Consider the following 10,657-nt stretch of genomic DNA (forward strand, 5'->3'; position numbering starts at 1 on the left):
AAGCCGAAAGGGAGGTTGACCCCTTGATAGATGTAAACAATTTCGAATACATGAAAATTGGTCTTGCTTCACCGAATAAAATCCGATCATGGTCTCGCGGTGAGGTTAAGAAACCAGAAACGATTAATTATCGTACATTAAAACCAGAAAAAGACGGTCTTTTTTGCGAAAGGATATTTGGTCCTACAAAAGACTGGGAATGTCATTGTGGTAAATACAAGCGTGTTCGTTATAAAGGTGTAGTTTGTGACCGTTGTGGTGTAGAGGTAACTAGAGCAAAGGTTCGTCGTGAGCGTATGGGGCATATTGAGTTAGCTGCCCCTGTTTCACACATATGGTACTTTAAGGGCATTCCAAGCCGTATGGGTCTTGTATTAGACATGTCACCACGTTCTTTAGAAGAAGTTATTTATTTTGCTTCTTATGTGGTAACAGATGCTGGTGATACGCCACTTGACACAAAGCAACTACTTTCTGAAAAAGAATACCGTACTTATCGTGAAAAGTATGGCAAAGGCTTCACTGCACAAATGGGAGCGGAAGCTATTAGAAAACTTTTATCAGACATCGACCTAGAAAAAGAGGTTGATTTATTAAAAGAAGAATTAGTAACTGCGCAAGGACAGCGTCGAACTCGAGCGATTAAACGCCTAGAAGTTCTAGAAGCTTTTAGAAATTCAGGAAATGAGCCTTCATGGATGATCCTTGATGTACTTCCTGTAATTCCACCTGAGCTTCGTCCAATGGTTCAATTAGATGGGGGCCGTTTTGCAACATCTGATTTGAACGATTTATACCGTCGGGTAATTAATAGAAACAACCGTCTAAAGCGTCTTTTAGACCTTGGAGCACCGAATATCATTGTTCAAAACGAAAAACGTATGCTTCAGGAAGCGGTTGATGCTTTAATTGACAATGGTCGTCGTGGCCGTCCTGTAACTGGTCCTGGTAACAGGCCGTTAAAATCTTTGTCGCATATGCTTAAAGGGAAGCAAGGGCGTTTCCGTCAAAACTTGTTAGGGAAGCGTGTTGACTATTCAGGACGTTCGGTAATCGTAGTTGGACCACAACTGCAAATGTATCAATGTGGTTTACCTAAAGAAATGGCACTTGAGTTATTTAAACCATTTGTTATGAAGGAATTGGTAGCCCAAGGAATTGCCCACAATATAAAAAGCGCAAAACGAAAAGTTGAACGAGTTCAACCAGAAGTTTGGGACGTATTAGAAGAAGTAATTAGAGAGCATCCGGTTTTATTAAACCGTGCCCCTACGCTTCACCGTCTAGGAATTCAGGCATTCGAACCAACTTTAGTTGAGGGAAGAGCAATTAAACTTCACCCACTTGTTTGTACAGCTTATAATGCTGACTTCGATGGTGATCAGATGGCTGTTCACGTTCCGCTTTCGGCTGAAGCGCAAGCTGAAGCAAGAATTTTAATGTTAGCAGCACAAAACATTCTAAATCCAAAAGATGGTAAGCCAGTTGTTACACCATCTCAGGATATGGTATTAGGTAACTATTACTTAACATTAGAGCGTAAAGATGCTGTTGGCGAAGGTTTTGTCTTTAAGGACACTAATGAAGCAATTATTGCCTACCAAAATGGTTATGTTCACTTACACAGCCGTGTGGCAATTCCAGTTGCATCTTTACAGAAGACGACATTCACGGAAGAACAACAAGGACAACTATTGTTGACGTCAGTTGGTAAATTGATTTTCAACGAAATTTTACCTGAAACTTTCCCGTACATTAATGAGCCATCAATGACAAATCTACAGGAAGCAACTCCTGAAAGATATATTGTGCCAATGGGCTCGAATGTAAAGGAAATATTCCAAGAACGTGATGTAGTAACTCCGTTTAAGAAAGGTTTCTTAGGTAATATCATTGCAGAGGTATTTAAAATCTTTAAAATTTCAGAGACGTCTAAGATGTTAGATAGAATGAAAGCATTAGGATTTAAATACTCTACAAAGGCTGGTATTACCGTAGGGGTAGCTGACATTGTTGTACTACCAGAAAAGAAAGAAATTTTAGCGGAATCTGAATTAAAAGTAGATAGAGTTGTAAAACAATTCCGTCGTGGTTTAATTACAGAAGAAGAGCGATATGATCGGGTTATCTCGATTTGGAGTGCTGCTAAAGATGTCATTCAAGATAAGTTAATGGGAACTCTCGATAAATTAAATCCAATCTTTATGATGAGTGACTCTGGTGCCCGTGGTAACGCATCAAACTTTACTCAGCTTGCTGGGATGCGTGGTCTTATGGCAAATCCATCTGGACGTATTATTGAGTTACCGATTAAATCAAGTTTCCGTGAAGGTTTAACAGTATTAGAGTACTTTATCTCTACTCACGGTGCTCGTAAAGGTCTTGCTGATACAGCGCTTAAAACAGCTGACTCAGGTTACTTAACGCGTCGTTTAGTTGACGTTGCGCAAGATGTTATCGTTCGTGATGACGATTGTGGTACAGATAGAGGCTTAGAAGTTGCGGCAATTAAAGATGGAACTGAAATTATTGAAGGTTTATACGATCGTCTAGTTGGACGTTTCATATTTAAGACAGTATATCACCCTGAAACAAAAGCGGTTATTATCGGTAAAAACGAGCTTATTACAGAAGATACTGCTAAGGAAATTGAAGATGCAGGCATTACTCATGTAACAATTCGTTCAGCATTTACTTGTGACACAAGACACGGTGTTTGTAAGAAATGTTATGGTCGTAACTTAGCTACAGGTTCTGATGTTGAAGTTGGGGAAGCGGTAGGTATTATTGCTGCCCAATCAATCGGGGAACCTGGAACACAGCTTACAATGCGTACGTTCCATACGGGTGGGGTAGCCGGAGATGATATCACTCAAGGTTTACCGCGTATCCAGGAGCTATTTGAAGCGCGTAATCCAAAAGGTCAAGCGGTTATCTCAGAGATCGATGGGAAAGTTATCGATGTTTCGGATGTAACAGACAAACGCGAAGTGACTGTCCAAGGCGAAATTGAAACTAGAAACTATCCAATTCCTTACGGAGCTAGAATTAAAGTAACTATTGGCCAAGAAGTAATTGCTGGTGAAGAGTTAACAGAAGGTTCGATTGACCCGAAAGAATTATTAAAAGTTTCTGGTATCAATGGAGTACAAGAATACTTGCTGCGAGAAGTACAAAAAGTTTACCGAATGCAAGGGGTAGAAATTGGCGATAAGCACGTTGAGGTAATGGTACGTCAAATGCTAAGAAAAGTAAGAGTATTAGACGCTGGTGAGACGGAAGTATTACCAGGATCACTTATCGAAATCCAACATTTCAATGACGCGAACAAGAAAGTGTTATTAACTGGTGGTCAACCTGCAACAGGTCGTCCGGTTCTACTAGGTATTACGAAAGCTTCACTAGAAACAGATTCATTCTTATCGGCAGCATCATTCCAAGAAACAACACGTGTTCTTACTGATGCAGCTATTAAAGGTAAGCGTGATGAGCTTCTTGGACTTAAGGAAAATGTTATTATCGGTAAGTTAATTCCGGCTGGTACGGGAATGGCACGCTATCGTAACATTGACCTAGCGATTGAAGGTCAAGAAGAAGATGGAGATGTAGAAGTACATGATACTGAAAAAGAAATTGTACTTCACGACTAAAAAAAGTTGACAGTGACACACAAGGGTGGTATTATATCTAAGTGCGTCAAAGATACCTGATACTTTGGAGGATAAAACATGTCTTATGAAAAAGTAGCACAGGCTGAAGAAAAGGTCATTGGCACGAAACAAACATTAAAGGCTTTAGAGGATGGGATCGTTAAAGAGTTATATATTGCGAGCGATGCTGATTATAAAGTAATTTATAAGGTAGTAGCTTTAGCAGAAAAAAAAGACGTCCCTACCATAAAAGTTCAATCCATGAAAAAGCTTGGAAAAGCTTGTGGAATTGATGTATCAGCAGCCACTGTAGCGATATTGAAGTAAAATACGTTTTTGCTGAAGTTTATAACTTTGGCAAAAACGTTACTTTCGGAAATTGATGAACCACCTGGCTCAGTGGTCTTTAAAAATGTATTAGGGAAGGAGGAAAAACAAATGCCTACAATTAACCAATTGGTACGTAAAGGTCGTACAGATAAAGTTAAAAAGTCTGACTCTCCTGCGTTAAATAAAGGTTACAACAGCTTCAAGAAGTCTCAAACAAACCAGTCTTCACCTCAAAAACGTGGTGTATGTACTCGTGTTGGTACGATGACTCCGAAGAAACCGAACTCAGCATTACGTAAGTATGCTCGTGTACGTTTAACAAACGGAATTGAGGTAACTGCATACATTCCAGGTATTGGTCACAACCTACAAGAGCACAGCGTAGTACTTATTCGCGGTGGTCGTGTAAAAGACTTACCAGGGGTACGTTACCACATTGTACGTGGAGCTCTAGATACAGCTGGTGTACAAAACCGTATGCAAGGTCGCTCTAAGTATGGTACTAAGAGACCAAAAGCTGCAAAAAAATAATGCTAGAAAAATAAATTGTTTAACGATTGAAAGGAGGGGAAATAATGCCTCGTAAAGGACCTGTAGTTCGTAGAGATGTATTACCTGATCCATTATATAATTCAAAGTTAGTAACTCGTCTTATCAACCGTATTATGGTTGATGGTAAGAGAGGGGTAGCTCAAACGATTTTATACAGAGCGTTTGACCTTGTTCAAGAACGTACTGGGAATAATCCAATGGAAGTTTTCGAACAAGCTATTAAAAACATCATGCCAGTTCTTGAAGTTAAAGCACGCCGTGTAGGTGGTGCTAACTATCAAGTGCCGATCGAAGTTAAACCTGAGCGCCGTACGACGCTAGGACTTCGTTGGTTAGTAAACTACTCTCGTCTTCGTGGAGAAAAAACGATGGAAGAGCGTTTAGCTAACGAAATCATGGATGCTGCTAACAACACTGGAGCATCTGTTAAAAAGCGTGAAGATACACACAAGATGGCAGAAGCGAACAAAGCATTCGCTCACTATCGTTGGTAGGATTAAACGAACTTATCTTATTTTTATAGCAAAAAGAGTCGGACGGACGTTTAACAATTTGTTAAACGTCGATCGTCAGGCTTGTTATGCTATAAAAAACAAAAATTTTCTCAACATTAGAAAGGAGAAAGAAACCTATGGCAAGAGAGTTCTCCTTAGAAAAGACACGTAATATTGGTATCATGGCACACATTGATGCTGGTAAAACAACATGTACTGAACGTATTCTTTTCTATACAGGCCGTATCCATAAAATTGGTGAAACTCATGAAGGGGCTTCCCAAATGGACTGGATGGAGCAAGAGCAAGAGCGTGGTATCACAATCACATCTGCTGCAACAACTGCTCAATGGAAAGGTCACCGTATTAACATTATCGATACACCTGGACACGTAGACTTCACAGTTGAAGTTGAACGTTCATTACGTGTACTTGATGGAGCTGTTGCGGTATTAGATGCACAATCAGGTGTAGAACCACAAACAGAAACTGTATGGCGTCAAGCAACTACATATGGTGTTCCTCGTGTTGTATTCGTTAACAAAATGGATAAGTTAGGTGCAGATTTCTTATATTCAGTAGGAACAATCCATGATCGTTTAGGTGCTAATGCACACCCAGTTCAGTTACCAATTGGTGCTGAAGATGAGTTTACTGGGATAATCGATCTTGTAGAAAATTGTGCTTACTTCTATGAAGATGATCTTGGTACGCGTAGTGATGCAGTAGAAATTCCTGAAGAATATAAGGAATTGGCTGAAGAATGGCGTACAAAACTAGTTGAGGCAGTAGCGGAACTAGATGAAGATCTAACGATGAAATATTTAGAAGGTGAAGAAATCACGAAAGATGAGCTAAAAGCGGGAATCCGCAAAGGCACAACTAACGTTGAATTTTTCCCAGTAGTTTGTGGATCGGCATTCAAGAATAAAGGTGTCCAATTACTATTAGATGCTGTTCTTGACTACCTTCCATCACCACTTGACGTTCCTGCAATTAAAGGTATTTTACCTGATACAGAAGACGAAGAAGTAACTCGTGAGTCAAGCGATGAGGCACCATTCTCAGCACTTGCATTCAAAGTTATGACTGACCCTTACGTTGGTAGACTTACATTCTTCCGTGTTTACTCAGGAACAGTTAACTCTGGTTCATATGTTGTTAACTCAACTAAAGGTAAACGTGAAAGAATTGGTCGTATCCTACAAATGCACGCAAACTCACGTGAAGAGATCTCAATGGTCTATGCAGGTGATATCGCAGCTGCAGTAGGACTTAAAGATACTACAACTGGAGATACATTATGTGATGAGAAGAACCAAGTAATCTTAGAATCAATGGTATTCCCAGAGCCAGTAATTCACTTATCAGTTGAGCCGAAGTCAAAAGCGGACCAAGATAAGATGGGTATGGCCCTTGCGAAACTAGCTGAAGAAGATCCTACGTTCAAAACTCACACTGATGAAGAAACAGGACAAACGATTATCGCGGGTATGGGTGAGCTTCACTTAGATATCATCGTAGATCGTATGCGCCGTGAATTTAAAGTAGAAGCAAACGTTGGAGCTCCTCAGGTTGCTTACCGTGAAACAATCCGTAAATCGGCTAAAGTTGAAGGTAAGTTCGTTCGTCAGTCTGGTGGTCGTGGACAATACGGTCACGTTTGGATTGAGTTCTCACCTCTTGAGGAAGGCGCAGGGTTCGTCTTTGAAAACAAGATTGTCGGTGGTGTAGTACCACGTGAATACGTACCTGCTGTTGAAGCTGGTATTAAAGAGTCTATGCAAAATGGAATGCTTGCAGGTTACCCGTTATTAGACCTTAAAGCAGCGATCTATGATGGATCTTACCATGATGTTGACTCGAATGAAATGGCGTTTAAGATTGCTGGATCTATGGCACTTAAAAACGCGAAATCTCATTGTGACCCAGCAATTCTTGAACCAATCATGAAAGTAGAAGTGGTTGTTCCAGAAGATTACTTGGGAGATATTATGGGAGATGTAACAAGCCGTCGTGGCCGTGTTGAAGGAATGGAATCCCGCGGAAATGCACAAGTAGTTCGTGCGATGGTTCCACTTTCTGAAATGTTTGGTTATGCAACATCTCTACGTTCTCGTACACAAGGACGCGGAAACTACTCAATGCACTTCGATCATTATGAAGAAGTACCGAAGAGTATTTCTGAAGAAATCATTAAAAAGCAAACTGGACAATAATTTTTGAAGATTATTGTACTTAAGAGTAAAATGTTGTAATCTAAGATAGGTGATTTTAGGATTGCCTATCCTATAATTATATTAACTTAATTCTGATTATTTTAAGGAGGAATTTTAAAATGGGTAAAGAAAAATTCGACCGTTCGAAAACGCATGCTAACGTTGGTACAATCGGACACGTTGACCATGGTAAAACTACATTAACTGCTGCAATCTCTACAGTACTTCACAAGAAGTCTGGTAAAGGTACAGCTATGGCTTATGATCAAATCGATGGTGCTCCTGAAGAGCGTGAGCGTGGTATCACAATCTCAACTGCACACGTTGAGTACGAAACTGATGCTCGTCACTATGCACACGTTGACTGCCCAGGACATGCTGACTATGTTAAAAACATGATCACTGGTGCTGCTCAAATGGACGGCGGTATCCTAGTAGTATCTGCTGCTGATGGTCCAATGCCACAAACTCGTGAGCACATTCTTTTATCTCGTCAAGTAGGTGTACCATACCTTGTTGTATTCATGAACAAGTGTGACATGGTAGACGACGAAGAATTATTAGAATTAGTTGAAATGGAAATCCGTGATCTTCTAACAGAATACGATTTCCCAGGAGACGACATTCCTGTAATCAAAGGTTCTGCTCTTAAAGCTCTTGAAGGAGACGCTGAGTGGGAAGCTAAAATCTTCGAACTTATGGATGCTGTAGATTCTTATATTCCAACACCACCTCGTCAAACTGACAAGCCTTTCATGATGCCAGTTGAGGATGTATTCTCAATCACTGGTCGTGGTACAGTTGCTACTGGACGCGTTGAGCGTGGAGTAGTTAAAGTTGGGGATGTAATCGAAATCCTTGGTTTAACTGAAGAGCCAAAATCAACAACTGTAACAGGTGTTGAAATGTTCCGTAAGCTTCTTGACTATGCTGAAGCTGGAGACAACATTGGTGCATTACTTCGTGGTGTATCTCGTGATGATATCCAACGTGGTCAAGTACTTGCTAAGCCAGGTACTGTTAAAGCACACACTAAATTCAAATCAGAAGTTTATGTTCTTTCTAAAGAAGAAGGTGGACGTCATACTCCATTCTTCTCTAACTACCGTCCACAGTTCTACTTCCGTACAACTGACGTAACTGGAATTATCCAACTTCCAGAAGGCGTTGAGATGGTAATGCCTGGAGATAACATCGAAATGACTGTTGAACTAATCGCTCCAATCGCAATCGAAGAAGGAACTAAGTTCTCTATTCGTGAAGGCGGCCGTACTGTAGGCGCTGGAGTAGTTGCAACTATCACTGAGTAATATAAATGCTAAAGGTAACTCCCTCGGGAGTTACCTTTTTGTTTGGTTTATAGGTCTGCAGTGGCGGGGGAGGGCGGAGCACCGGTTACTTATGACCCGAAAAATTAGGGTGAGTCAACGTTAGGTAACTAATAGCTTTAAATAGAGCCCTGAAAAATTTTATCGAGAGAAAATATGAGCTATTGGCGGTAATAGAGTCCGAGATAGTGCTACGAGAAAATCTGGGTCACTAATGGGCGGCAATGGAGCCCGAAAAATAGCTTACAAGAAAATGTGGGTCACTAATGGGCGGCAATGGAGCCCGAAAAAAGGGTACAGAGAAAATGTGGGTCACTAATGGGCGGCAATGGAGCCCGAAAAAAGGGTACAGAGAAAATGTGGGTCACTAATGGGCGGCAATGGAGCCTGAAAAAATGGTACAGAGAAAATGTGGGTCACTAATGGGCGGCAATGGAGCCTGAAAAAATGGTACAGAGAAAATGTGGGTCACTAATGGGCGGCAATGGAGCCTGAAAAATGTCTACAGAGAAAGTGTGGGTCACTAATAGGCGGCAATGGAGCCTGAAAAATGTCTACAGAGAAAGTGTGGGTCACTAATGGATGGCAATAGAGCCCGAAAAATAGCTTAGAAGAAAAGTCGGGTCACTAATGCATAATTGACTCTAAAGATTGTAAGTATAAATATATTTTAGTCACTAATAGTTTAAATCAAAAAACATAACTACTGTTCTTTAACATAATAAGACGATTTACCCCAGCCGACATGCTCGAAGTTTTGCAACAGTACCCTTCTTATCATTTTTTTTGAACTTATAATTTTGCACCAATCATATAGTTTGTTTGTCGTAAGTTTTTCGTTTGGGAATAGTAGTCTGAATTCATCTATACTTCGGAGTAGCGCATTCTCAATTCGTTCTTTTTTTCTACATTTATTACAAACAAAGTAGAAACGTTCGGTTGTTTCAGTAATATAAGATCCACAGAAGTTGCATATAATACCCTTCTTTAAATTTTCGTATTGATATTTTGGTAGTCGGTTATATGGGTTGTCGATAACATGTAAGGATAACAACTTTTCCGCAAACTTGTTTTGTTTATCTTTAATGTAATGTTTTTTTGCTTTTAGTTGATTAAGGAAACGATTTAGTTGTGTAGGGTATATAATAGGGAAGCTAAGGGGCGCATTATATAAGTGGAATTCTGGGTTAATAAAAATTAAGTATGCCTCGACTGAGAAGTCATAACCTATTTGTTTAAGTAATCTACGGAGTGAGGATTGACTACGCTGCAATTGCAAAATAGGGTTTTTAATTTCAGTTTTAGCAAGGGAGTACCAATTGTTTTCTTCAATATAATAATCACCCTCGTAATTTTTCACTTCAAATAGGTATGTTATATCCGGAGTTATTACCACCTTATCAAGTTGAAACATGGAGTTGTTTATCTCGAGGAGTATATCATTTAGAATAAGCCAATCACTTTCTTGTTGATCAAACATGCCATCAAAGGCTAATTCGCCAAGATAACCTTTTTCAAGGTTTGTAAAGTACGCTTTTTCTTTTTCTAATAAAATCTTACGTAAATACAGCTGCCGATAGATTTTTAATTCATCGCTTTCAGTTGAATTTTTATAATCATAGCTCACTTCCTTTCAGTACTTAAATTCTATTTTAAGCATGATGAAAAATAAAATCAATATTACATTCCAGTAGTGAAATGATGAAGTTAATATAATAGAAGAAAACGGTCAAACATCATAGAGAAATAGGAACGTAGATCAGCTTTCTTTGTAACTTAAAAGTCCAATAGCACAACGGATATTTGGGTATTAGTTAAATGGCAAATATTATATACTGCATAATTGCATAAATTTTTTAGAGAAAGCTTGCATTAGTAGAAGTATGTCTATATAATAGGAAAAGTGCGATCGACAATAAATATAGAAAACACTTGATTTCTTCTAGTATAATCTATATAATAATTAATGTTGGTCGTTGACAGCGATGATGTGGAAGGTTGCTGACACACCCGAGCCCGTTGCCATGGTGAAGGTGAGGAAATTTTCACGGAGTATGTCTGTTTATAAAATGGACGAAAAAGGA

The 10,657-nt window shown here is 39.5% G+C and carries 7 protein-coding genes; 6 read left to right on the forward strand and 1 reads right to left on the reverse strand.

Annotated elements, in window-relative coordinates:
• Positions 1–23 precede the first annotated feature (23 nt).
• The 6 genes from rpoC (at position 24) to tuf (ending at position 8,555) form a co-directional block, all read left to right on the forward strand.
• Positions 24–3,650, forward strand: coding sequence for a DNA-directed RNA polymerase subunit beta' (rpoC, locus tag ACK4M9_RS20965; RefSeq protein WP_409854731.1), 3,627 nt, complete (start codon positions 24–26; stop codon positions 3,648–3,650).
• Between the two features lie 78 nt (positions 3,651–3,728).
• Complete coding sequence (locus ACK4M9_RS20970) at positions 3,729–3,977, forward strand: 50S ribosomal protein L7ae-like protein (protein WP_409854732.1); 249 nt, start codon at positions 3,729–3,731, stop codon at positions 3,975–3,977.
• 111 nt (positions 3,978–4,088) lie between these two features.
• Positions 4,089–4,511, forward strand: a complete 423-nt coding sequence (gene rpsL / locus ACK4M9_RS20975; protein ID WP_261176310.1) for a 30S ribosomal protein S12 — start codon at positions 4,089–4,091, stop codon at positions 4,509–4,511.
• Positions 4,512–4,555: 44 nt separating this feature from the next.
• Positions 4,556–5,026, forward strand: coding sequence for a 30S ribosomal protein S7 (rpsG, locus tag ACK4M9_RS20980; RefSeq protein WP_409854733.1), 471 nt, complete (start codon positions 4,556–4,558; stop codon positions 5,024–5,026).
• Between the two features lie 137 nt (positions 5,027–5,163).
• The gene (gene fusA, locus ACK4M9_RS20985; protein WP_409854734.1) at positions 5,164–7,245 is read left to right on the forward strand and encodes an elongation factor G; all 2,082 of its coding nucleotides are present in this window, start codon (positions 5,164–5,166) and stop codon (positions 7,243–7,245) included.
• A 119-nt stretch (positions 7,246–7,364) separates the two neighbouring features.
• Positions 7,365–8,555, forward strand: a complete 1,191-nt coding sequence (tuf, locus tag ACK4M9_RS20990; RefSeq protein WP_071315269.1) for an elongation factor Tu — start codon at positions 7,365–7,367, stop codon at positions 8,553–8,555.
• Between the two features lie 721 nt (positions 8,556–9,276).
• Here tuf and ACK4M9_RS20995 read toward each other — a convergent pair.
• Positions 9,277–10,200: a nuclease-related domain-containing protein gene (locus ACK4M9_RS20995; protein WP_409854735.1), complete on the reverse strand. Its 924-nt coding sequence runs from the start codon at positions 10,198–10,200 to the stop codon at positions 9,277–9,279.
• Positions 10,201–10,657 lie beyond the last annotated feature (457 nt).

It is taken from the genome of Anaerobacillus sp. (assembly GCF_046314235.1).
In the GTDB taxonomy this organism is placed as follows: domain Bacteria; phylum Bacillota; class Bacilli; order Bacillales; family Anaerobacillaceae; genus Anaerobacillus.